20 protein-coding genes and 1 tRNA gene are annotated in these 21,239 nt (G+C 62.1%); 9 read left to right on the forward strand and 12 right to left on the reverse strand.

Features of this window, described 5'->3' with window-relative positions; translation table 11 throughout:
• Positions 1 to 120: 120 nt before the first annotated feature.
• Positions 121 to 1,776: a divergent polysaccharide deacteylase family protein gene (locus LCF59_RS08605; protein ID WP_292287048.1), complete on the forward strand. Its 1,656-nt coding sequence runs from the start codon at positions 121 to 123 to the stop codon at positions 1,774 to 1,776.
• Positions 1,777 to 1,811: 35 nt separating this feature from the next.
• Here the strand turns inward: LCF59_RS08605 and LCF59_RS08610 are convergent, their stop codons facing one another.
• The 5 genes from LCF59_RS08610 to LCF59_RS08630 form a co-directional block, all read right to left on the reverse strand.
• Positions 1,812 to 2,453, reverse strand: coding sequence for a DUF1638 domain-containing protein (locus LCF59_RS08610; RefSeq protein ID WP_292287049.1), 642 nt, complete (start codon positions 2,451 to 2,453; stop codon positions 1,812 to 1,814).
• Positions 2,437 to 2,610: a hypothetical protein gene (locus tag LCF59_RS08615; RefSeq protein WP_292287050.1), complete on the reverse strand. Its 174-nt coding sequence runs from the start codon at positions 2,608 to 2,610 to the stop codon at positions 2,437 to 2,439. Before LCF59_RS08615 ends, LCF59_RS08610 begins: the two co-directional genes overlap by 17 nt.
• A gap of 500 nt (positions 2,611 to 3,110) precedes the next feature.
• On the reverse strand, positions 3,111 to 3,815 hold the full coding sequence (locus LCF59_RS08620) for a B12-binding domain-containing protein (RefSeq protein WP_292287051.1): 705 nt from the start codon (positions 3,813 to 3,815) through the stop codon (positions 3,111 to 3,113).
• 295 nt (positions 3,816 to 4,110) lie between these two features.
• Complete coding sequence (bmt, locus tag LCF59_RS08625; RefSeq protein WP_292287052.1) at positions 4,111 to 5,127, reverse strand: betaine--homocysteine S-methyltransferase; 1,017 nt, start codon at positions 5,125 to 5,127, stop codon at positions 4,111 to 4,113.
• A 143-nt stretch (positions 5,128 to 5,270) separates the two neighbouring features.
• Positions 5,271 to 6,479, reverse strand: coding sequence for a bifunctional alpha/beta hydrolase/OsmC family protein (locus tag LCF59_RS08630; protein WP_292287053.1), 1,209 nt, complete (start codon positions 6,477 to 6,479; stop codon positions 5,271 to 5,273).
• A 124-nt stretch (positions 6,480 to 6,603) separates the two neighbouring features.
• Here LCF59_RS08630 and LCF59_RS08635 point away from each other — a divergent pair, with 124 nt between their 5' ends.
• A complete protein-coding gene (locus tag LCF59_RS08635) occupies positions 6,604 to 7,467 on the forward strand; it encodes an endonuclease/exonuclease/phosphatase family protein (RefSeq protein WP_292287054.1) in 864 nt (287 codons plus the stop codon).
• A 56-nt stretch (positions 7,468 to 7,523) separates the two neighbouring features.
• Positions 7,524 to 8,297: a DUF3445 domain-containing protein gene (locus tag LCF59_RS08640; RefSeq protein ID WP_292287055.1), complete on the forward strand. Its 774-nt coding sequence runs from the start codon at positions 7,524 to 7,526 to the stop codon at positions 8,295 to 8,297.
• Here the strand turns inward: LCF59_RS08640 and LCF59_RS08645 are convergent.
• The 4 genes from LCF59_RS08645 to LCF59_RS08660 all read right to left on the reverse strand — a co-directional run bounded on the left by LCF59_RS08645 (position 8,270) and on the right by LCF59_RS08660 (position 12,064).
• Positions 8,270 to 9,085 carry a lytic transglycosylase domain-containing protein gene (locus tag LCF59_RS08645; RefSeq protein ID WP_292287056.1) on the reverse strand — a complete coding sequence of 272 codons (816 nt, stop codon included), beginning with the start codon at positions 9,083 to 9,085 and terminating at the stop codon, positions 8,270 to 8,272. The two genes, LCF59_RS08640 and LCF59_RS08645, sit on opposite strands and share 28 nt — an antisense overlap.
• A 119-nt stretch (positions 9,086 to 9,204) precedes the next feature.
• Entirely contained in the window at positions 9,205 to 9,969 is a 765-nt protein-coding gene (locus LCF59_RS08650; RefSeq protein WP_292287057.1) for a hypothetical protein, read from the reverse strand.
• Positions 9,970 to 10,269: 300 nt separating this feature from the next.
• A complete protein-coding gene (gene glnA / locus LCF59_RS08655) occupies positions 10,270 to 11,676 on the reverse strand; it encodes a type I glutamate--ammonia ligase (protein WP_292287058.1) in 1,407 nt (468 codons plus the stop codon).
• 49 nt (positions 11,677 to 11,725) lie between these two features.
• The gene (locus LCF59_RS08660) at positions 11,726 to 12,064 is read right to left on the reverse strand and encodes a P-II family nitrogen regulator (protein ID WP_292287059.1); all 339 of its coding nucleotides are present in this window, start codon (positions 12,062 to 12,064) and stop codon (positions 11,726 to 11,728) included.
• 169 nt (positions 12,065 to 12,233) lie between these two features.
• Between LCF59_RS08660 and LCF59_RS08665 the strand changes: the two genes are divergently transcribed.
• The 5 genes from LCF59_RS08665 to LCF59_RS08685 all read left to right on the forward strand — a co-directional run bounded on the left by LCF59_RS08665 (position 12,234) and on the right by LCF59_RS08685 (position 18,152).
• Positions 12,234 to 13,874 carry an NAD(P)H-hydrate dehydratase gene (locus tag LCF59_RS08665; RefSeq protein WP_292287060.1) on the forward strand — a complete coding sequence of 547 codons (1,641 nt, stop codon included), beginning with the start codon at positions 12,234 to 12,236 and terminating at the stop codon, positions 13,872 to 13,874.
• Positions 13,875 to 14,008: 134 nt separating this feature from the next.
• Positions 14,009 to 14,092: transfer RNA gene (locus LCF59_RS08670), tRNA-Leu, on the forward strand.
• Between the two features lie 212 nt (positions 14,093 to 14,304).
• Entirely contained in the window at positions 14,305 to 15,639 is a 1,335-nt protein-coding gene (gene tig / locus LCF59_RS08675) for a trigger factor (protein ID WP_292287061.1), read from the forward strand.
• 483 nt (positions 15,640 to 16,122) lie between these two features.
• Positions 16,123 to 17,247: a peptide chain release factor 2 gene (gene prfB, locus LCF59_RS08680; RefSeq protein ID WP_292287062.1), complete on the forward strand. Its 1,125-nt coding sequence runs from the start codon at positions 16,123 to 16,125 to the stop codon at positions 17,245 to 17,247.
• Between the two features lie 113 nt (positions 17,248 to 17,360).
• The gene (locus tag LCF59_RS08685) at positions 17,361 to 18,152 is read left to right on the forward strand and encodes a DUF2189 domain-containing protein (protein WP_292287063.1); all 792 of its coding nucleotides are present in this window, start codon (positions 17,361 to 17,363) and stop codon (positions 18,150 to 18,152) included.
• Here LCF59_RS08685 and LCF59_RS08690 read toward each other — a convergent pair.
• The 3 genes from LCF59_RS08690 to LCF59_RS08700 all read right to left on the reverse strand — a co-directional run bounded on the left by LCF59_RS08690 (position 18,113) and on the right by LCF59_RS08700 (position 20,422).
• Positions 18,113 to 18,388: a hypothetical protein gene (locus tag LCF59_RS08690; protein WP_292287064.1), complete on the reverse strand. Its 276-nt coding sequence runs from the start codon at positions 18,386 to 18,388 to the stop codon at positions 18,113 to 18,115. The genes LCF59_RS08685 and LCF59_RS08690 overlap by 40 nt on opposite strands.
• The gene (locus LCF59_RS08695) at positions 18,385 to 19,536 is read right to left on the reverse strand and encodes an aromatic ring-hydroxylating dioxygenase subunit alpha (RefSeq protein WP_292287065.1); all 1,152 of its coding nucleotides are present in this window, start codon (positions 19,534 to 19,536) and stop codon (positions 18,385 to 18,387) included. The genes LCF59_RS08690 and LCF59_RS08695 overlap by 4 nt, the downstream gene beginning before the upstream one ends.
• Positions 19,537 to 19,627: 91 nt before the next feature.
• Positions 19,628 to 20,422, reverse strand: a complete 795-nt coding sequence (locus tag LCF59_RS08700; RefSeq protein WP_292287066.1) for a helix-turn-helix transcriptional regulator — start codon at positions 20,420 to 20,422, stop codon at positions 19,628 to 19,630.
• 268 nt (positions 20,423 to 20,690) lie between these two features.
• Between LCF59_RS08700 and LCF59_RS08705 the strand changes: the two genes are divergently transcribed.
• Positions 20,691 to 21,068: a hypothetical protein gene (locus LCF59_RS08705; protein WP_292287067.1), complete on the forward strand. Its 378-nt coding sequence runs from the start codon at positions 20,691 to 20,693 to the stop codon at positions 21,066 to 21,068.
• Positions 21,069 to 21,239: the final 171 nt, after the last annotated feature.

A 21,239-nucleotide genomic window follows, 5' to 3' on the forward strand; every position in this document is an offset into this window, starting at 1 on the left:
CATGCGCCAATCGCGGTATACATGCGCAGGCCGACCCAGGCGCGTCAAGTGCGTGGATGGGTCCACCGGCACAACAGAGATGTCGGGGACGCGGCAGGGGTCAAGACGAGGGCAAAGAGCATGGCACGAGGGTTTTTGTCAGGCGCGATCTGGGGCACTGTGCTGTCCTTGGGCGGCTTGGGCGCAGTTTCGGTGCTGGCGCCGGTTGCCGATGACCGTCCGCCCCCGGCAGCGACGTCAAGCGGTGGCAACTCGGATGACGAAGGGGGCCAAGCGCCTGTTGCGCCCGAGCCGATCCTCGAAGCGCCGGTCGAGACCACCGATGCGGCCGACCTTGAATCCGCAACACCCATCGCACCGCCTGCGCCGGACATGGTGGAGGGGGATGTCTCCGAGGCCGGGCATGACGATCCAGCCGCCGCGTCCGAGGTCGACAAGACCGCGGAACCCGATGCGCCGGAACCGCCTGCGCGCCGACCTTCAGAGGAAACGGCTATATCGGCGGGCGCCACGTCCCCGGCACTTGATGCCCCGACTGGCGTTTCCGACGACACGCCCGACGACACAACTGCAGCGCCGTTCCCCGACACCGGCGAAGAAATCGCAGCATTGCAAGGCCCGGTTACGCCGAACGGCGCGCCTGTGCCGCCGCCGCCGAACGATGACGCGGCGCCCGACACCTCGCAAGCCCCGACGCTGGACGCCCCCGATGCCGAGACCGGGCTGAATGTTTCGACCGATCCGGCACAGCCGCCGGCGCCACAGGTGCCCGAAGACGAGCCCCCGCTGTCTCCGGACGCCCAGGACGCGGTGCAACCGGCTCCGGCAGAGCCCGATGCAGCCGGGGATGAGACCACCGATGACGACAAACCCAAGGTACGCCGCCTGATCCCCGACGCCCCGGCCGAGGTGCCCGAGGGAACCGGGCAGACCGACCCGGACAGTAACGATCTGCGCCCTTCCATCGGGACACCAGCGGTGTCCTTGACAGATCGCACCGCTGGCAATTCTTCGCGGTTGCCCTCGATCAACGGGGATGGCGACGATGCCGACACATCTGACGCAGGGAGCCAAGACGGCCAGGCGGTGGACCTGAGCGCGCCACCTCTCGAACGCTATGCAGCACAGGTCGAAGCCGATCCCGCCTTGCCCAAGATGTCGATTGTCATGATCGACGATGGCACCGGGCCGCTTGGCCCGGATACATTGAACGACCTGCCTTTCCCGGTGACCTTCGCGATTGATCCGGGCACAGCGGATGCATCCGACCGGATGGCCGCCTATCGGGCGCTCGGGTACGAGGTTGCCGTGCTTGTCACGCTGCCCGAAGCGGCCCAGCCTTCGGATGTGGAACAGAACCTGGCCGGGGCGCTTGTCGCGGTGCCCGAGGCGGTGGCGATGATCGAAGCGCCCGGCGGAAACCTGCAGGGCGCACGCGGTGTGACCGAACAGGCCACGCGCTTTGCCGCCGAGAGCGGCCACGGTCTGGTATTCCTGCCGAACGGTCTCAACACCGCCGAAGCGATTGCACGCCGCGCCGAGGTGCCGTCTACCAGCATCCTGCGCGATTTCGATGGTGCCGGTCAGGACGCCCGCACCCAGCGCCGGTTCCTGGACGGGGCCGCGTTCCGCGCGCGGCAGGACGGATCGGTTGTGATGTTGGGGCGTTTGAAGCCCGAGACACTGTCGGCTCTGGTGCTCTGGAGTCTTCAGGACCGCGCGTCCAGCGTGTCCATCGTGCCGATCTCGGCCGTGCTGACCGAAGGTGTGGATTAGAGGGTGTTGCGGGCCACGCTGTGGGGCGGTCCGCTTTACCGCCCGGACCAGTCTTGCAGTTGGGTGGCCAGATCTCCGTAGCCTGTGAACCGCCGCTCGAAGGCAAGACCCAACCGGTCGGCGCAGATGCGCGCACTCTCGGTCAGGGCGGGATCATCGGTCTGCGCCTGATAGACCAGCCGATCGTAATGTCCGAAATACATGTCCCGCAGGTCTGGGTGCCGGTCGAGCCCAAGCGGTTTCCAGACGAAGGCATCGAATTGCCGGACAAGGAAGTCCGTGAGGTAGAAGGCCGTTATCTCGTCGCGCGCCTCGAATGCCGCATTGCCTTCGAAGAAACTGTAACAATGTGGCCCGGCCAGCATCTCGACCCGCATGTCGGCACAGGCTGCCTCCAGTTGTCCGCCAGTGCCGCAATCGCCATAGGCGACATAGATCTGCGTATATGCGGACCGCTGGGCCGCAACGGTGTCGCGCACCGCTGTCACGATCTTTTCGGGGTGGTTGTGGTATATCGCGGGGAGGCAGGTCAGGTCGAGGTGAGTCCAGCCGTTCGCGTCGCGCAGTGTCAGGATTTCCCGTGCCAGCGCGCCGCAGGCGATGATAAGTACGCGGCCGGAGCCGCGCACATCCAGTCCGGTTTGCGTCAAAGCACTGTCGTCAGGCAGGCTCGTCATCGCCCGGCACATGCTCCATGCCCCACCGGGCCACAAGCCCCACGGCGATCAGCAACGGCAGTACTGTCAGAAAGCCGAATTTGGTCATCGCCCAAACCGTCAGCCCCGATGCCGCTATCACTGCAAGGATCATTGAAACGAACGTGGTCACTGGCATGGATGTCTCCTTCCGTTCTACCAAAGATAGGGCTTATACTGCCGTAGTGAAACCCCAGTTCAGCGAGACTTTCGAAATCTGCGACGGCCTTGAACCGTGACTGCCCCGGTTGACAGCGGTGTGAAGCATCGCGAAGGCCCGTTGCCTCGGTACGTGGGCGGCGCAATCTCTTGTCGCTCGTGTGTGATCAACGCCTTTGGACGCTGCAAGTTTCATCGCTCGCTGAAAAGCCATGCTGTGCCGCGTGCAGGGGGCCATCGCGCCGTGTCCGTGCTTGGAGACAGACCGCCAGAAAGACTTCCCGAAGACCGCCGGTCTGGAAATTGCGCAAGCAGACAGCCATGCGACCGGCGCGGGCAGGGCAGCGATACGCAACAACACGGACCAGAGCAACGGCATGCGCCCAATGCGCTGTCAAAAGGCGTGTGGCGACCATGACAGTTGGACCGGACAAAGCGCCCGCCCGGGCGCCTTGTCGCTGATCTTTGGGGAGCCGCCGATCATCCGGCGGCAAGCTGGTTGTGCTTTCGCCCGAGAAAGGTTTTCGCAGTCTCCACAGCCACCGCGGCATCCCGGCAATACGCGTCGGCACCAATGGCCTTGCCGAATTCCTCGTTCAGCGGCGCACCACCGACCATCACGATATAATCGTCGCGGATGCCCTTTTCGATCATCGTGTCGATCACGACCTTCATGTAGGGCATCGTGGTTGTCAAAAGTGCCGACATGCCGAGGATGTCAGGCTCCTCCGCCGCGATCGCTTCGAGGTAACTTTCAACAGGGTTGTTTATGCCCAGATCAACCACCTCAAAGCCCGCGCCTTCCATCATCATCGACACGAGGTTCTTGCCGATGTCATGGATGTCGCCCTTGACGGTGCCGATCACCATCTTGCCTTGCTTGGGCGCGCCGGTTTCGGCCAGGAGTGGCTTGAGAATGGCCATGCCGCCCTTCATCGCATTGGCCGCAAGAAGCACTTCGGGCACGAACAGGATACCGTCCCGGAAATCATGCCCGACAATGGTCATGCCGCCCACCAGCGCCTTGGTCAAAATGTCGTAGGGCTGCCATCCGCGCTCCAGCAGGATGTTCACAGACTCCTCGATTTCGTCCTTCAGCCCGTCGTAGAGATCGTCGAACATCTGTTCGACAAGCTCGTCGTCACCGAGGTCCGCAAGGATGATGTCGTCTTCTTCGTCAGCCATTTTGTGTCACTCCAGACGCTGGCGTTTCCACCAGTGATTTTTGTCGACTATTCATGTTTTTACGACGGCTCAACTTGGTGAAATCCGACATACGCAAGAACGCAACCGACGCGGGCCGCCTGCGTGAGTGACAAAAGCGGTCCGGGATTTTGGATGTTCGATTTTTGTTCTTGAACGAGACAAGGACTCGGGCCGACGGGTTTGTCCCGCCACGCCAACGGCGCGGCAAGACTGGGACATCTTGGCCTGTGCGCAAACGGCGTTTGGCGGTTACGTCAGGTGGCCCCGGGATCGGTCACATGCGTCGCCGGCCACGGCGTTCCCGCTTTGGTGCCGCGCTCTGGTCTCCGGTCCCGTCGCTGGCAGAACTGAACGGGCCGATCTCGGCTTCGATCAACTCCAGACTTGGCGCTGTCCCGCGTGGCGTCTCTTCGAGGGCCACCCGCATGGCGCGCAGGTGGTCAGGCATTGTTCCGCAACAGCCGCCGATGATCGTGGCCCCGGCATCGCGCGCCAACACGGCGTAACGCGCCATCAGATCTGGCGTGCCGTCATAATGGATATGGCCATCGACATATTTGGGGATCCCGGCGTTGCCCTTGGCGATCAACGGGCGCTTGGGGCGGGTGGCGGCAAACCCCAGCACCGTGCGGAGCAGATCCGATGCGCCGGTGCCGCAGTTCGCGCCGAAGGCAAGAGGCGGGTTCGGCAGCGTTCCGATCATCTGGGCCATGCCTTCCGATGTCATGCCCATCATCGTGCGTCCCGCAGTGTCAAAGCTCATGGTGCCGCACCACGGCATCTCCGCCAGCGCAAATGCCTCGGCCGCTGCGCGGAATTCCTCCGGCGCGCTGATCGTCTCGACCCAGGCCACGTCGGCCCCGCCGGCCTTGAGGCCCTCGGCCTGTTCATGGAACATCTCCACCGCGCGGGCATGGGACAGGGGGCCCACCGGCTCCATGATTTCCCCCGTGGGTCCGACAGATCCCGCCACGATCACCGGGCGGCCCGCGGTATCTGCGACTTCGCGCGCGATTTCCGCGCCGATCCGGGACAGCGCGTGCGCCCGGTCTTGTGCATCGTGCAGCGCAAGGCGCGAGGCGTTCGCCCCGAAAGTGTTGGTCAGGAACAGGTCGCTGCCCGCGTCTGTCGCGCCGCGATACAGCGCGCGGATGTTGTCGGGTTTGCTCTCGTTCCAGAACTCGGGGGGATCGCCGCTTTCGAGACCCATGTTGAACAGGTTCGTTCCGGTCGCCCCATCGGCCAGAAGCCAGTCGCGCGTGGCAAGAAGGTCGCTCAATGGGTTGGTCATGTCGGGCCTGTCGGTTTCATGGGTCGCGATTAGGTGCCAGATCTTCTGTCTTGAAGCAAATTCATAATCGTCGACATGGCTATGAACACGGCGCTGCCCGATCCTTGGAAGGACCGGGCAAAAACGTCAACGCGTTTCCAGGCTCACATCAGTTCGGTCTCCACTTGGCTCGACGCTTCTATCGTCTTGTGCACCGGGCATTTGTCGGCAATCTGGAGCAGCTTTTCCCTTTGGTCGCCGTCGAGATCGCCCTCAAGGGTGATCCGTCGGCGAAACAGGTCGGCCTTGGCGGCGCCGGAGGACTGCGCGTCCTGTGCATGGACCTTGTCATGGCTGACATCGACCGAGATATGTGTCACGGGCCAGCCCTTTCGGCGCGCATACATGCGCAGCGTCATCGAGGTACAGGCCCCCAGGCCGGCCGCCAGCAACCCATATGGCGATAGACCGCGGTTCGTGCCGCCATGCGAGAGCGGCTCGTCCGCGAGCAGATGATGCGGGCCGGATTGTACATCCTGCATGAAGCCGTCCGGGTCCGATTCGGATACGCGCACCACACCCTCGGGGGCGCTGGCTGGCGGGGCAGGCGGGGTCACGTCAACATACCGACCCGCCCAGGCCGCGATCACTTCGGCGGCGTATTCGGCATCCGCGCCGTTTGAAATCAGGTGATCGGCATCGTCCAGCGTGACAAAGCTTTTCGGGTGGCGGGCCGCGGCAAAAATATTGGTCGCGTTCTGAAGCCCGACAACGCTGTCGCGGGGGCTGTGCATCACCAGCAACGCCGCCTTGAGCCGTTCGATCACGGGTCCCAGTTCCTGTGCGGCCACATCCTGCACAAAGTCCTTGCCGATGGTGAAGGGACGTCCCCCCAGATCGACCTGCGCCTGCCCGGTGCTGTCGATATGGTCCAGCGCGTCGGCGAAATTATGCGTGACATGCTCCGGATCGAACGGCGCGCCGAGCGTCACGATCGCCTTGGTGCTGTCGATCCCCGCCGCTGCCCGCAACACCGCAGCACCGCCGAGTGAATGGCCGATCAAGAGCGATGGGGCCATGCCGCGCGCCGCGAGATAGGTCGCGGCCGCGTGCAGATCCGTGACATTGGAGCTGAAGGTCGTGTTGGCAAATTCGCCCTTGGAGTGGCCAAGCCCGGTGAAATCGAACCGCAGCACCGCGATCCCCATGGAGGCCAGCCGTGCGGCGATCCGCCGGGCCGCCGGAATGTCCTTGGAACAGGTGAAGCAATGCGCAAAAAGGGCCGTGGCCAGATGAGGTCCATCGGGCAGGTCCAGTCGTGCGGCCAATGTTGCGCCGGAATGGCCTGGAAACGTGATGCGTTCTGTGGTCATGTTCTTGGTCCTTGGGGCGGGGAAAACAACGTATCGTGTTGCGTGTCGTGTGTCGTGTGAACGTGCGGGTCAGCGCGCCCGTTCGCAAGCAGTGAGTCCAGAGCGTCACGGGATGGTGAGAGCGATGTCTTTTATGGTGAACCTTGGCGCTCTGGCGCTGGCCGCCGTGTTTTTTGCCAGCTTCCTCGGGGGGGTGCATCCCGCCGGCGATAGCCTTGCGGTGTTTCGCCTGCCCATCGCGGCGGTCTTTGCGCTCTGGGTGATCTGGTCGCCCTGGCCTGCCTGGCTGCGCTGGCTGATGGCGGTGCTCTGCATCGGCGCGATGGTGCAGATCGTGGCGTTGAAATACACATCGCATCCAGCGGGCCCGATCACCATCTACCAGAAAAACCTGCTGTTTCAGAACGATCAGGTCGCGGCCCTGGCGCGGGATATCCAGGCGGCCGATGCCGACATTGTCACACTTCAGGAATTGACCTCGCGCAATGCGCCCTTGGTCCGTGATTTGCGCCAGGAGTATCCCTACCAGGCCAGTTGTGCGCTTGTGGAATGGGCGCGCGTGGCGATCCTGTCGCGCTGGCCGGTCGAGGGAGAGATTTGTCTGGACAAACAGGGGCTTGTCGGTCTTCAGATCGTGTCGCCGTCGGGCACGTTCTGGGCGTTCAGCCTGCACGCGTTCTGGCCGTGGCCGCATGGCCAGAAAGACCAGTTCGATGACCTGTTTCCGGTACTGGCCGATCTCGGGAGCGACGTCGTGATCGCGGGGGATTTCAACATGGTGCCATGGTCACGCGCGCTGCGGAAAATGGCGACAAGCACCGGCACGACGCGTGCCGGGCCGCTTTTCCCGACCTTGATCAAATGGGGTGTGCCGCTGCCCATCGACCACGTCTATGCCCCCGGTGGCGGCCAGGCGACGCGGCGGCCTTTGGCCGGTTCGGATCACAGCGGCGTGCTGGCCAGGGTATTCGTGTTCGATCCCGCCTGACTGTTTTGTTCATGCGGCCACTTTTCCGCATGCGCGGGCTGGGCTAAAGCAGGCGCATGATCGTGCAAACTGTCCTGCCTTATGATGTCTTGTCGGCCCGCCCGTTGCCGGGGGTCGCACCGCTGGGGGAGGCGCCGTGGTTCTTGCGCGATGACGTCTATTCCGACCAGGTGGCCCTGCGCCAACATCTGATCGAGCAGGACCGAGATGCCGTGATTGCCACCGATGCGCCCACACAGCAGGCGGTCGACAGGATGATGGCGGCGGTGCTGGGCAACCTGCCAGAAGGGGCCGCCCGATCGGGCGACATTGTGCGCTGCCCGGACGGACGGGTCGTGCGGATCGACCGAACCGATCCGTTCGGCACCTTGGGTCAAATCGTGCAGGATGACATTTGCCTTCTGGAGAAACGCGGCGACCAGCACGTTCTGACCGGGGCGGTGCTGTGCTTCCCGGCAAGCTGGCGCCTGGTCGAAAAGATCGGCCATCCGCTGACCGATATCCATGGGCCGGTCAAAAGCTACACGGCCGACATCGCCCGGCGCGTGCAACGCCTGTTCGACGGGGTGCGCCCGGGACAGCCGCTGTGGCGGTTCAACGCGCTGTGGTACGACGACCCGAGCCTGTTTCAACCACGCTCCGCGCGCGATCCGAGGCCGCTTGCCGAGCCGGAGCAGGCCGCGTTCCTGCGCAGCGAACGGCAGGTGATCTGGCGCCTTGCGGACAGCGACGCGGTCCTCTTCACCATCCACACCTTCGTGGTGCCGCGCGAGGTCGTGACAAGGGGGGCAGTCGCGGGCGGTCAGCGGCCCACGCGTTCCGCCGAGTAAACGATGGCGCGCAGGTAGTTGCCGCTGTCGTTCCAGACCGACAGGACCTCGAAATTGCGGGTACCTTCGCCGAAGGGCTGACCGGCCTGCCAGCCGTTGCGGCGCAGCATGTTGGCCGCCGTGGCCAAAGCATCCACCGCGTCGTAGGGATCGGCCCGACCATCGCCATTGCCATCAACACGGTATTCCAACCAGTTGCCCGCAAGGAACTGCATGTGGCCCAATTCGCCGGACGGCCCGCCCTGAGTGCCGGGCGACAGGATGCCCGCATCCACCATGTCCAATGCCGCGATCGCATGCGGCTCGAACCGGGGATGCCGACGGCAGTAGGATGACAGTGTCACCGCGCCGTCCACGATCGATGTGGCGCCGAGATAGCCACCCCAGCTTGTTTCGAGGCCCCAGATGGTGGCCAGGATCGACGCCGGCACGCCGGAGTTTCGTTCGATCGACGAAAAGGTGTTGGGGTTGCGCGCGATCTTGTTGCGGGTCTGCTGAATAAAGTTGTCGGCCGTGCTGCCGGACCGTTTGGCAAGGAACCGCGCCGGATCACCCTGCAAGGTGCCGGTCTGGTTGCCGGGGTTGGATTCAAACCGCCAGGTGATCCCGGACAGGCGCGCGTTTTCGAGCGCTGACAGACCGCGCTGGCCAATCCCCGCAGCCGTCGCTTGCTGCGCAAGTGTCTGCTTGTACTGGCCGAATGCGCCCTTTTCGGTGATGCATTGCGCAGCCTGGACGGGCAAAGACGCAATCAAGGTGATGCATGCAGCGGTAAAGATGCGACGCATTGCGGGTCCTCCAAACAAAAATTTCAACCGAAAATCTACCAAACGTGCAGCGATCGGCAAGCGCAAACGCGCCGCCGGGGTCCGCCGGCCGCGCGGCAGGCCACGGCTTGCAGGCGGGTCTAGAGAAAATCGGTCAGACCCGGTGCAAGGCCCGATTGCGCCAATCCGGCATATAGCCCGGCCACACCAAGCGACATGGTCGCCGCCCGCAGGTTTTCCCCGCGCAGCGCATTGTGCATGATCAGCGGGAAGGCCAGCGGCAAGGCAATGATCGCGGTGGCGAAGGACAGCGACCATGCCGCAAGCCGCAACGGCGCCGACGTGACCCGGCGGTTGTCCATTTCATATGGCCCCAGGTCGCTTGGCGCCGCTGCATTCATCTGGGCCCGTATCGCGGACAGCATCCAGGCGTCGATCTTTGCGCGTTTGCGGCGCAGATCGGCCCGGACGGAATTGGACGCTTGCACCTTGCGTGGAACGATGCGCGCAGGTGTGTCGCCGCTTTGCGCGATGCGGTCTCCTGCCCGCAGGAAATCGGCGACGGCGATGGGCGTCTTGCAGCTGTTCCAAAAGACCGTGTGGACATTGAATTCAGCGCACAGATCGGCGCCGATATTGGCCAATCGCACCGCGCCGCGATGCGTGTCGGGCCCCTTGTAGGCGACAACAATCACGCTTGCTGCGTCAACCTCGTCAGCCGCAACAGTCAGCGTGTCGGTCTCGTTGAGGAGCCAGTCGACATAGTCGCGCGCCGCCGGCATTTGCTGATAACGGATGCCGAGTTTGCCAAGCGCCTGTGCGATTACGGGCTCAAGGGGCGGGCAAATCCTGTCGCCGGTCGTTTCAATCACCAAACTGATTACTGTCACGTCCGAATGGGCCATTTTGAGACCTCCTCAGGTGCATCAAGTAAGTATGTCGATCAATTTAGTTAATAATTCGAATGTGGCTGAAATACGGAGCCGGTCTGTCGCAATACAGACATCCACATGAATTCAGGCAGGTTTTCGCGGGATCATCCGCCTGTCGCGCGTGCGTGGCGGCCGCGAACGGACCTGGTCTGAGTGTTTTGAACGGGCTTTGGCGCATCCGGATGGGGGCCTAGTGTCAGGCAGGGCGCGTCCGAAAACAGGAAAGACCGGGCGCCTGCGTGGCGCCCGGTCTGTTGTACATTCGTCGTTGGATCAGCAGCTGTAGTACATGCCGAATTCAACCGGGTGCGGCGTGTGCTCGTACAGCTCGATGTCTTCCATCTTCAACTCGATGTAGCCTTCGATCTGCTCTTTGGTGAACACATCACCCGCGAGAAGGAAGTCCATGTCGGCTTTCAGCTCCTCGATGGCCTCGCGCAGACTTCCGCAGACTGTCGGGATGCCTTCCAGCTCTTCGGCCGGCAGATCGTAGAGGTTCTTGTCCATCGCCTCGCCCGGATCGATCTTGTTGGTGATCCCGTCAAGACCGGCCATCAGCAAGGCGGCAAAGCACAGGTAGGGGTTGGCGCTCGGGTCCGGGAACCGGGCCTCGACGCGCTTGGCCTTGGGGCTTTCGGTCCACGGGATCCGCACGCAGCCCGAGCGGTTCCGCGCGGAATAGGCGCGCAGAACGGGGGCCTCGAAGCCGGGGATCAGGCGCTTATAGCTGTTGGTCGACGGGTTGGTGAAGGCATTGAGGGCCTTCGCGTGCTTCAGGATGCCGCCAATGAAATACAGCGCCTCTTGGCTCAGGTCAGCGTATTTGTCACCGGCGAAAAGCGGCTTGCCGTCTTTCCAGATCGACATGTTGCAATGCATGCCGGTGCCGTTGTCGCCGTAGATCGGCTTGGGCATGAAGGTCGCCGACTTGCCATAGGCCTGAGCCACGTTGTGAATCACGTATTTGTATTTCTGCAACTCGTCTGCCTGCTTGGTCAGCGAGCCGAAGATCAGCCCCAACTCGTGCTGGCACGACGCGACCTCGTGATGGTGCTTGTCGACCTTCATGCCAAGACGCTTCATCGTCGACAGCATTTCCGAGCGGATGTCCTGACCGTCGTCGATCGGGTTCACCGGGAAGTAACCACCCTTGACACCGGGACGGTGGCCGGTGTTGCCCATTTCGTATTCGGTGTCGGTGTTCCAAGACGCGTCCAACGCATCGACCTCATAGGAAACCTTGTTGATCGAGTTCGAAAACCGGACATCATCGAACAGGAAAAATTCCGCTTCGGGCCCCCAGTAGGAGACATCGCCGATGCCCGAGGACTTCAGGTAGGCTTCCGCCTTTTCGGCCGTGCCGCGCGGATCGCGGTCATAGGCTTCGCCCGTGTCGGGTTCAACGATCGAACAATGCAGGCAGATCGTCTTTTCGGCATAGAACGGATCGACATACGCGCTTTCCGTGTCGGGCATCAGTTTCATGTCCGAGGCTTCGATGGATTTCCATCCGGCAATGGAAGAGCCGTCGAACATGAAGCCCTCTTCTAGAAAATCCTCGTCAACTTCGTCGGATACCAATGTCACATGCTGGAGCTTACCGCGCGGGTCGGTAAAGCGGATGTCCACATAAGCGGCATCTTCGTCCTTGATCATCTTGAGAAGCGCATCTGTGCTCATTCTCTCGTCCCTTTCACTGATATATGGGTATTGGTCGTGTTTTCACGGATCAGAGCGCGTCGGATCCGTCTTCACCGGTTCGGATGCGGATGGCCTGTTCGACCGTCGAGACGAAAATCTTTCCATCGCCGATCTTGTCGGTCTTTGCGGCCTCGACGATCGCCTCGATGGCCCCGTCTACCTGATCATCGTCGAGAACGACCTCGATTTTGACCTTGGGCAGGAAATCGACCACATATTCGGCGCCGCGATAGAGTTCGGTGTGGCCTTTCTGACGCCCGAACCCTTTGACCTCGACGACGCTGAGGCCCTGAATCCCGGCATCCTGCAGGGACTCCTTCACTTCGTCGAGTTTGAAGGGTTTGATAATCGCTTCGATCTTTTTCATGGCATGTCCCTCGCTCCGGCGTTGAGCTTGTCAGACCACTTCTGTTTCAGGGCGACAATCGGGTAGGGTTCGGTGATTGCTTGCGGGCGCTCGGGGCGGCACCATGTGCCAAAAAAATATGCACACCGCCTAAATTGCGTGCAAAATTGAATCGAAAGGAGGGTCGATCGTGGCCGAATTGCTCAGCTCAGCCCAGATGCGAGAGATCGAACAGGCGGAAATCGAGTCGGGGGCGGTCACCGGACTTCACCTGATGGAGCGGGCCGGGCGCGGTGCGCTTGCGGCGGCGGTCGCGAAATGGCCGGAACTTTCCGAGGGCGTGCATCGCGCGATGGTGCTGTGCGGACCGGGCAACAATGGCGGGGACGGGTTCGTTATCGCGCGGCGTCTGGCGGATCGCGGTTGGACCGTCGATGTCTTCCTTTACGGCGATGCAGAGAAACTGCCGTCCGATGCCAGGACCAACCACGATCTCTGGGCCGGGATGGGCGCTGTGCACCGGTTTGACCCCAAGGCCATCCGGGCCTGCGATTGCCCCGATCTTTTTGTCGACGCCGTTTTCGGCACCGGGCTGACGCGGCCATTGCCCGACGATCTGGCAATGGCGCTCGAATTTCGAATGATGGAACAATGGACGCGCGGCCAGGTGATACGACGGCTGGCCATCGACTGCCCATCCGGTCTGAACCTCGACACCGGGATGGTCCCTGCGTCCGGTGACGACAAGTCGTCAAAAGGCAACGCGGCCCATCTGACGGTGTCGTTTCACAGCCTGAAGGCCGGTCACAAAGTGGGTCTTGGGCCGACGCTGTGCGGCGATGTGCAGGTGGTGGATATCGGGCTCCGTGGCGAAGCCGCGTCGGAGCGGGCGATCGTCGGGACCGATCCGGACCCGGAGCGCGCGCGTCTGGCGGCCCCGGACTTCATGCAGGCGGCCGTGCCGTTGCGCATCTGGCCGGGCGGCTGCGTGGCCAAGCTGGGCGGGCGCGGCCATAAGTACGATTACGGTCATGCGATGGTTCTGGCAGGCGGGCCCGGACGGGGAGGGGCCGCGCGGATGGCGGCACGCACCGCTTTGCGGGCGGGGGCCGGTCTTGTCACCGTGCTTTGTCCAGCCGAGGCCCTGCCGGAAAACGCCGCACATCTCGATGCGATCATGCTGCGCGCCTGCGCCGGTTCCGAGGCACTTGGCCAGCTTGTCGACGACCGCGTCACCGCGCTGTGCCTCGGGCCGGGCATGGGCATCGGGGCGGAGACGCGCGCGTTGGTCAAATCGGCGCTGGCGCAGGATCGGGGTGAGCGTGGCCGGCGCCCCCCTTCAGTGGTGCTGGACGCGGATGCGCTCACCTCCTTTGCCGATGATCCCGATGCCTTGTTTGCGAACACCCATGACCGCACGGTGCTGACGCCGCACGAGGGCGAATTCGCGCGCCTTTTCCCGGACCTCGCGCAGTCGGAGCGTGACCAACGCTCCAAGATCGATGTGGCGCGCAAGGCGGCTGACCGGGCGGGATGCGTTGTGCTCTTGAAGGGGGAGGATACGGTGATCGCCCAACCCGGCGGTGGAGCCAGCGTGCACAGCGCTACCGGCGACCGGGCCGTGCCGTGGCTTGCCACGGCCGGCGCCGGGGACGTGCTGGCAGGGATGATCGCGGGTCTCGCAGCCGCCGATACCGCACCCGGGCTCTTTTGCGTGGTCGAGGCTGCGGTCTGGCTGCACTGCGAAGCCGCGCGCCAGTTCGGTCCGGGGCTCATTGCGGAAGACCTGCCCGAGATGCTGCCAGGGGTTTTCTCAACTCTCGCGACGTGAGGACCTTCCTGTGAAGTTTCTCGGCGCCGGAAGTTTGGCCCCCGAATTGTGGCCCCGGAAATTTTGGTCTTGGAAATTTTGGGCGAAAATTCTTCTCGCATCGAACCCGGAGCTTTGCTATCGACCTGCGCAATGCGGGTGTGGCGGAATTGGTAGACGCACTTGGTTTAGGTCCAAGCGCCTTTGGCGTGGGGGTTCGAGTCCCTTCACCCGCACCATTGTTACAACCTCAGTATCGATCCGGCCGTCAAAACTGTAGCGTCGATGTATCGGCCTCATGCCGCCGATGCGGCGGCTATCCGTCAGTCATCAATGTCGGTCGTACAATCCGAGATTCCCGCTTGCACCGTTGCACACCCACCTCTAAGACGCGGTGGATTTTGACCGCCGTGGACGCCTCCGCGGCCCCTATGCAATGGATAAGGACGACATGCAGGTCACCGAAACGCTCAATGAAGGCCTCAAGCGCCAGTACTCCATCACCGTCTCGGCGGATGAACTGGACTCGAAGGTCAACGACAAGCTCAAGGAAGCGCAACCCGAAATCGAGATGAAAGGGTTCCGCAAGGGCAAAGTGCCGATGCCGCTTCTCAAGAAGCAGTTCGGGCAGCGCCTGCTGGGCGAAGCCATGCAGGAAACCATCGACGACGCGATGTCCAAGCATTTCGAGGAATCCGGCGACCGCCCGGCGCTTCAGCCCGAGGTCAAGATGACCAATGAGGACTGGAAAGAGGGCGAAGACATCGAAGTTGACATGTCCTACGAAAAACTGCCGGACATGCCAGAGGTCGATTACGGGTCCATCACCCTGGAGAAAATGGTCGTCAAGGCGGGCGATACCGAGGTCGACGAGGCGCTCGGGAACCTTGCTGAAAGCGCGCAGGATTTCTCTGATCGCGACGCGGGATCGGAAGCCCAGGACGGCGACCAGGTCGTGATCGATTTCGTTGGCAAGGTCGATGGCGAAGCCTTCGAAGGTGGCGCGGCCGAGGATTACCCGCTCGTTCTGGGATCGGGTTCGTTCATCCCGGGCTTCGAAGAACAGCTGGTCGGTGTAAAGGTCGGTGACGAGAAAAACGTCGAAGTGACCTTCCCCGAGGAGTATGGCGCAGAAAATCTTGCCGGGAAAACGGCGGTCTTCGAATGCACCGTCAAAGCCGTGAAAGAACCGGTCGCAGCCGAGATCAATGACGAGCTGGCGACCAAGTTCGGCGCCGAGGATCTGGCCGCGCTCAAGGCCCAGATCGCGGAGCGTTTGGAAGCCGAATACGTCGGTGCCGCGCGCCAAGTGATGAAGCGGGATCTTCTTGACCAACTGGACGAAAAAGTGACCATCGATCTGCCCCCGTCGCTGGTCGAGGCCGAGGCCAAGCAGATCGCGCATCAGCTCTGGCACGAGGAAAACCCTGACGTGGAAGGGCACGATCACCCCGAGATCGTACCGACCGAGGAGCATAACAAGCTGGCGGAACGCCGCGTGAAGCTGGGTCTGCTACTGGCGGAGCTGGGGCAGCAGGCCGAGATCGAGGTGACTGACGCCGAGATGACGCAAGCCATCATGAACCAGGCGCGTCAGTATCCCGGTCAGGAACGCGAATTCTTCGATTTCGTGCGCCAGAATCAGCAGATGCAACAGCAACTGCGTGCGCCTATCTTTGAGGACAAGGTTGTCGATCACGTCGCCGAACAGGCGACGGTGACAGAAAAAGAGGTGTCGAAAGACGACCTGCAAAAGGCTGTCGAGGCGTTGGACGAAGACGAGTAAAATCCTCGGGCCGGTAGCCCGGCGACTGTCAGAACAAAGACAAAGGCCGTCCGAAGGGGCGGCCTTTGTCAATTCTGGCTCTGGCCGGCTGATCCTGTTGTGTTTGATACGGGGTGTCAGCAGCTTTGGGATGCGGGCAAAGTCCGGGTCCGATGAGGGCGGCAGGAACGCCAAGGGGAAGGACCGCCCCCAGGCATGGTCACGGGCCGGCGGCCTCTTGTTTTCAAATGCGGCAGATTGCGACCACGTCCCATGCCAAGGGGCCGTGGCCCTATGCTGTCGCAGCAAAGCCGTTGGCTGGGGCGTGATCTGGCAATTGCCTTGCCGCGCACCCGTTTGGCTCAGGCCACCTTGCGAGTCATAATCCTTGATCGCGGATCACGGTACCAGCAAGGCGTCGCGCTTCGGGCTGCACAGGCACCGCTTGCTGCTGGCGGACGGGCTTGGTATCAGCCGGGTTGATTGACTGACCGGGAACACAAGATGCGCGCCGAAATCGAACACACCGTGGCCCAAATCGAAAAATCGCTGGGCCTGCTGGAACAGCGTCTGGATTGGGAGTCGGCCCAGCACCGTTTGGAAGAGTTCAACGCGCGCGTGGAAGACCCGACGCTGTGGGATGATCCGGCAGCCGCGCAAAAGCTGATGCGCGACCGGCAGATGCTGATCGACGCGATGGAGACCTATAGCTCGATCAAGCAGGATCTGTCCGACAATGTCGAGATGATCGAGCTTGGCGAGATGGAGGGCGACCAGGAGGTTGTCACCGACGCCGAGACGGCGCTCAAGGCGCTGGAGGAAAAGGCCGCCAAGAAAGAGCTGGAAGCGCTGCTGGATGGTGAGGCGGACGGCAATGACACCTTCCTGGAAATCAATTCGGGTGCCGGTGGCACCGAAAGCTGTGATTGGGCCAATATGCTGGCCCGCATGTACGTTCGCTGGGCTGAACAGCATGGGTACGAGGTCGAAAAGCAAGCCGAAACACCGGGTGAAGAGGCAGGGATCAAATCTGCCTCCTACAAGATCAGCGGGCCGAACGCCTATGGCTGGCTCAAGTCCGAAAGCGGCGTGCATCGCCTGGTGCGCATTTCGCCCTTCGACAGCGCGGCCAAGCGGCACACGTCGTTTTGCTCGGTCTGGGTTTACCCGGTGGTCGATGACAATATCGAGATCGAAGTGAATCCGGCCGATATCCGGGTCGATACCTACCGATCGTCGGGCGCGGGCGGGCAGCACGTGAACACCACCGACTCTGCGGTGCGGATCACCCATGCGCCGACGGGGATCGTCGTGACCAGTTCGGAAAAATCCCAACACCAAAACCGCGATATCGCCATGAAGGCGCTGAAGTCGCGGCTTTACCAGATGGAACTGGATCGCCGCAACGCCGATATCAACGCCGCCCACGAGGCCAAGGGGGACGCCGGCTGGGGCAACCAGATCCGGTCCTATGTTCTGCAACCTTACCAGATGGTCAAGGACCTGCGCACGGGTCACGAAACCTCCGACACCAAGGGGGTTCTGGACGGGGATCTCGGTCCGTTCATGGCGGCGACGCTGGCGCTCAACGTGTCGGGCAAATCCAGGGCCGAAGCGCAGGGCGACTGATCGGGCGCGGGCAGCGGGCGGCGCCAAAACGGATTTTCGTCGATGTGCCGTTGCCAAACCCGCCACAAGCGGCTTTCATGCGGTTGCGGGGACGCCCGCCGAGGGAGGAACGCATGTCTGAAACCCCACATCTGGGTGTGCCGACGCTGAGCCCGGTGTCGACCCGAACATTACGCACGGCATTGGCGCGTGGCTGGCAGGATTTGCGGCGCGCGCCTGGGTATGCGCTGATTTTTGCCGGGGCCTACGTTCTTGCCGGCTGGGCGATTGCTTGGATTACGGTGCAGACGGAAACGACCTTCTGGCTGGTTCTGGCGGCCATCGGGTTTCCACTGCTCGGCCCCTTCGCAGCGGTTGGATTCTACGAAGTGAGCCGGCGTCTGGAACGCGGCGATGCCCTGATCGCCTCCGAAGTTTTCGGCGTTATCCTGCATCAGTCGCGGCGGCAATTGCCGTCGATCTGCGCGATCATCGTGATCGTTTTCCTGTTCTGGTTTTTCATCGGCCACATGATCTTTGCCCTGTTCCTGGGCCTGAGCACGATGACCAACGTGTCGACCTCCTTTGACGTCTACCTGACTGCAAACGGCCTGATGATGCTGGCGATGGGCACCGTCGTCGGCGCGCTGTTCGCGATCCTGCTGTTCAACATCACGGTGATCGCTCTGCCGCTATTGCTCGATCGCGAGGTCGATTTCGTGACAGCGATGATCACCTCGTTCCAATACGTCATGCAGCATCCGGTGGTGATGCTGGGCTGGGGCGCATTCATCGCGGTGGTCACGCTGCTTGCGATGATCCCGGCATTTCTTGGCTTGTTGATCGTGCTGCCGTTGCTGGGACACGCCACTTGGCATCTTTACGATCAGGTGCGCACACCGCCCATGGCCCCGGCAGCCGGCTGATCCAGGCCGGGGGCAGGGGGACCGCTTTCGCGTCCCAAAAAGACCAGGTGATCACGCAAGGCTTCGGCACGCGGGTCGCCCCGTTCCAGGGCAAAGATGTAGGCATGGGTGAGGTAGAACCCGGCCGCATCCTCGGCGTTCGCGTCGGTTGCGGCTCTATGGTAAAGACCCACAAGCGCGTCCAGGTCGCCTGTCGCATGCGCCGCGGATAGCGCGCTGTCCAGCGTCCGGCTCATGCCTCGACCGTCCGTGCTTGCGCCAGTCGCCCGGCGGCCCAACGGTGAAAACAATGCGTCGGCCCGTCCATCGCCGGAGAAAACCGCCCGCCGTCGAAACCGGGCGCGCGCCGGCCGAGCTGCATCCCCTCGACGACAAAGATGTCTTCTTCGAAAACCTCTTTCCACTGCGCGGCATTGCGCCGGCGCAATGTGTCGTCGGTGTCCTCGGCCGCGTAGTAAAGGTGCACATGCTCATGCGTTCGCCCCGGCCCGTCGGGCCGCAGGATGATTGCGAACGCATGGTCGCGGTGCACCCCCATCAGCACATTGGGATAGATCGACAGGTATTCCGCGCCCGCGTCCCATTTCGCATCCAGACCCGGAAAATCCGGGAAGGTGGTGCCCGCCTCATCGCGCAACTGACGATAGACCTTTGTGCCCTGGCCGGATGTCAGCCCATCCATTTCAATATTGTAATGGTCTTCCAGTCGCGAATAGCTGTTCAGCCCAGGATGCACCCAAGGCAGGTGATAGCTCTCGCAGTAATTTTCGATCGCGAGTTTCCAGTTTCCCTCGACGGTAAGGCTGAACCGGCTGTCCGCGCCACCGTGATGGACCGGCTGTTCGAAATCGCCCCAACGGGCGATGACATCGGCCATGGCCGCTTCGAAGTCGGGGGCGTGACCGGACAGGTTGATCCAGACGACATCCCGCCAGACATGGCTGCGCACCTCGATCAGGCCCAATGTCGTGCGATCCAGATCGGCATGCGAATTGTATCCCGGCCCGCCCACATGTGGCGTTGCCACCAATTGCCCCTGGGTACTGTAACACCACGAATGATAGGGGCAGCGGATTGCGCCTTCGATCCGGCGTGGCGCCTCGACCAGGATCATGCCGCGATGACGGCAGATGTTCTGGAACACCCGCACCGCGTTATCGCGGCTCCGGATCAGCAGCAGCGGCATGTCAAGGAACGTGATCGGGATCGCATCGCCGATCTGCGGCACCTCCGATGCCACCGCAAGACCGGCCCAGCCCGCCCCGAACAGCGCGTCGCGCTCTTCTGCAAAGGCGGAAGCGTCGGTGTAATGCGCATTCGGCAGTCCGCGCGCCTGAGACGTCGGTTTTTGCACATCGGCCAGAATGGGATCAATCACGGTCATCGCGGCCTCCAGCTAGACTGTCCTGAGGACCGTGACGCGGCGCCGCATCGAGGTCGCGTCGGATCGCGACATGTAGTGCTGCGCCTCCGACCTAGTAAAACGGCTCGTCGACGCGCAGGTGTGAGCGTTGATAGGGGACCAGCTCATCCGCCGTGCAAAATCCGGATTGCCGGGCCGCCGAGAGGATCTTGCCCGTGTCCTGACCCAGATGCTCGTACACCGCCCTGGATGTGCGCGAGCCGATCACGCTTTCCCGCGCCGTTCGCACAGAGTATCCAGCCCATTGATTGTTCTCGAACGACGAGATTTGCGCAAAGAAATTGAACGAGATCGACAGCGAATTGCGCCGACTCACCAGCGCGGCAATCCCGCCTTCCGCCGCCATCACCAAACCGCGGAACTCGCGCGTTCTGGGGTCGGTTGGCAGGCCCTGTTCCGCCATGGCCGCTTTCGCCTCGAACCCACGCAGAAACACGGCATCATCCTTGCGGTAGACATAAATCAGCCCGCGCACGAAGGTTTCATCATTGAGAAAGCTCTTGCGCACGAACTGGTAAAACCCGCTGGGAAACTGCGTCTCGGTCAATGCTTGCACGCCCGCTGACAGAAAATCCTGGACGTCGGGATGCGCCAGCAAGGACCGCTCTGATGGGCCGATATCGGCCAGCGGTTCCAGAAGAATCCGGGCATCGACATTGAAATACCGGCAGATTCGAAACAGCACGTCAGGCCTTGGGAAACTCTCTCCCGACAGGTAGCGATTGAATTGTGTTCGGTTGATTCCGATCTCTCGACACAGCGCCGAAATCGAATTGGTGGACTTTGCCAACTCCCTCAAGTTCGCGCCCAGCATGTTGCGCAATTCCGAGGGGCTTGGATTGGTCATAGTCAGGGCCTTCGTCGGGGTCGATGCGGGATAGCGCTCTGAACATCTCCCGGCTTCAAGTGTCCGCGACCGGCTGGTGCCGCGACTTTGAAACCAAGGAACCCGTCGAACTCGAGACAATTGACGCTGATCTACTCCAACTGTGCTGCGGGTTGGCGTCAGCGTCAACATGAGGTGACACAATTTTTCGTCCCCCGACGCCAACTTCATCATGTTTCGAGCGCAGAAAAATTAACACAGTGTCAGGGCAAGATGGGGAACCTAGACTATGAAACTGCAGAATATGTTCGGTGTCGTGTTGTGGTCGGATTCAGCGGCGCAAAAGGCCGTGATCTGGTGCGAGGACCAAGGGGACCTTGCATTCTACACACCGGGGGATGGCAGCATTCACGATGCGCCATCGCTCGATGCGGGTGATCTGATCCAGTTCGATATGTCGATTCAGAAAAATGTACGCAAGGCGACCAATCCGCAGCTGCTGATGCAGTCGCATTCGCCGGACTTGCCTGAAAAACTGCGCCAAGAGGGGCAGGCCGCCAGCACGCCGGCCGCGCCCGAATGGGCCAATTCAAAACCGGCAGCGGTGGTCGAATTGTCGTCCTATTTCCGCCAGCCCCAGCCGCAAAAGCTGGCCTGCAACGGGTAATGTCGGGCCTGTGCCGGGGCGCTCGCGCGCTCCGGTGGATATCGGCTTGCAGTTACCCACAAGTCTGATGCGGTGAATTGATTCACCCATCAGTCTTGGTCTTGTCCGAGAGGAATCGATCATGATTCGTCATGTGGCACCAAATGATTGAGGTGCGGACATGGGACAGAA

It is taken from the genome of Marivita sp. (genome assembly GCF_020055675.1).
Lineage (GTDB): Bacteria > Pseudomonadota > Alphaproteobacteria > Rhodobacterales > Rhodobacteraceae > Marivita.

Excerpts from the sequence above, each read along its gene's own strand:
- LCF59_RS08605 (WP_292287048.1), top strand. The coding sequence starts at position 121 with ATGGCACGAGGGTTTTTGTCAGGCGCGATCTGGGGCACTGTGCTGTCC.
- LCF59_RS08610 (WP_292287049.1), bottom strand. The coding sequence starts at position 2,453 with ATGACGAGCCTGCCTGACGACAGTGCTTTGACGCAAACCGGACTGGAT.
- LCF59_RS08615 (WP_292287050.1), bottom strand. The coding sequence starts at position 2,610 with ATGCCAGTGACCACGTTCGTTTCAATGATCCTTGCAGTGATAGCGGCA.
- LCF59_RS08620 (WP_292287051.1), bottom strand. The coding sequence starts at position 3,815 with ATGGCTGACGAAGAAGACGACATCATCCTTGCGGACCTCGGTGACGAC.
- bmt (WP_292287052.1), bottom strand. The coding sequence starts at position 5,127 with ATGACCAACCCATTGAGCGACCTTCTTGCCACGCGCGACTGGCTTCTG.
- LCF59_RS08630 (WP_292287053.1), bottom strand. The coding sequence starts at position 6,479 with ATGACCACAGAACGCATCACGTTTCCAGGCCATTCCGGCGCAACATTG.
- LCF59_RS08635 (WP_292287054.1), top strand. The coding sequence starts at position 6,604 with ATGTCTTTTATGGTGAACCTTGGCGCTCTGGCGCTGGCCGCCGTGTTT.
- LCF59_RS08640 (WP_292287055.1), top strand. The coding sequence starts at position 7,524 with ATGATCGTGCAAACTGTCCTGCCTTATGATGTCTTGTCGGCCCGCCCG.
- LCF59_RS08645 (WP_292287056.1), bottom strand. The coding sequence starts at position 9,085 with ATGCGTCGCATCTTTACCGCTGCATGCATCACCTTGATTGCGTCTTTG.
- LCF59_RS08650 (WP_292287057.1), bottom strand. The coding sequence starts at position 9,969 with ATGGCCCATTCGGACGTGACAGTAATCAGTTTGGTGATTGAAACGACC.
- glnA (WP_292287058.1), bottom strand. The coding sequence starts at position 11,676 with ATGAGCACAGATGCGCTTCTCAAGATGATCAAGGACGAAGATGCCGCT.
- LCF59_RS08660 (WP_292287059.1), bottom strand. The coding sequence starts at position 12,064 with ATGAAAAAGATCGAAGCGATTATCAAACCCTTCAAACTCGACGAAGTG.
- tig (WP_292287061.1), top strand. The coding sequence starts at position 14,305 with ATGCAGGTCACCGAAACGCTCAATGAAGGCCTCAAGCGCCAGTACTCC.
- prfB (WP_292287062.1), top strand. The coding sequence starts at position 16,123 with ATGCGCGCCGAAATCGAACACACCGTGGCCCAAATCGAAAAATCGCTG.
- LCF59_RS08685 (WP_292287063.1), top strand. The coding sequence starts at position 17,361 with ATGTCTGAAACCCCACATCTGGGTGTGCCGACGCTGAGCCCGGTGTCG.
- LCF59_RS08690 (WP_292287064.1), bottom strand. The coding sequence starts at position 18,388 with ATGAGCCGGACGCTGGACAGCGCGCTATCCGCGGCGCATGCGACAGGC.
- LCF59_RS08695 (WP_292287065.1), bottom strand. The coding sequence starts at position 19,536 with ATGACCGTGATTGATCCCATTCTGGCCGATGTGCAAAAACCGACGTCT.
- LCF59_RS08700 (WP_292287066.1), bottom strand. The coding sequence starts at position 20,422 with ATGACCAATCCAAGCCCCTCGGAATTGCGCAACATGCTGGGCGCGAAC.
- LCF59_RS08705 (WP_292287067.1), top strand. The coding sequence starts at position 20,691 with ATGAAACTGCAGAATATGTTCGGTGTCGTGTTGTGGTCGGATTCAGCG.